Genomic DNA, 751 nt, shown 5'->3' with positions numbered 1-751 from the left:
CGGAACGCTTCCGCAGGAGGAAGTTTAGATGCTGAGAGGTTCTCTAAAGATGTGCCTGAAGCGCTTCATCAGCAGATTCTGTCGTTTTGTGAAGCGAATAAAGTCAGTGTTCTTTCGGTATTTCAATCGTTGCTCGCCGCCTACTTGTACAGGGTCAGCGGCCAGAATGATGTTGTGACGGGAACCTTTATGGGCAACCGGACAAATGCGAAAGAGAAGCAGATGCTTGGCATGTTTGTTTCTACGGTTCCGCTTCGGACAAACATTGACGGCGGGCAGGCGTTTTTAGAATTTGTCAAAGACCGGATGAAGGATCTCATGAAGACACTCCGCCACCAAAAGTACCCGTATAATCTCCTGATCAACGATTTGCGTGAAACAAAGAGCTCTCTGACCAAGCTGTTTACTGTTTCTCTTGAATATCAGGTGATGCAGTGGCAAAAAGAAGAGGACCTTGCCTTTTTGACTGAGGCGATTTTCAGCGGCAGCGGATTAAATGATGTCTCGATCCATGTGAAGGATCGATGGGATACTGGGAAACTCACCATAGATTTTGATTACCGCACTGCTTTATTTACAAGTGAAGAAATCAACATGATTTGTGAGCGCATGATTACAATGCTGGAGAACGCGTTAACGCATCCAGAACATACAATTGATGAATTAACGATGATTTCTGATGCGGAGAAAGAGAAGCTGCTTGCGAGGGCCGGCGGTAAATCTGTGAGCTACCGTAAGGACATGACGATCC

1 protein-coding gene is annotated in these 751 nt (G+C 46.2%); it reads left to right on the top strand.

What is annotated here, in order from left to right; translation table 11 throughout:
• A partial coding sequence (locus tag ACWHAR_RS26460; protein WP_452088347.1) for a condensation domain-containing protein occupies positions 1–751 on the top strand: 751 nt, incomplete at both ends.

It is taken from the genome of Bacillus sp. LR--39 (genome assembly GCF_053613335.1).
Note: the sequence above shows the minus strand (reverse complement) of the source record. Positions and strands in the feature narration are given on the sequence as shown.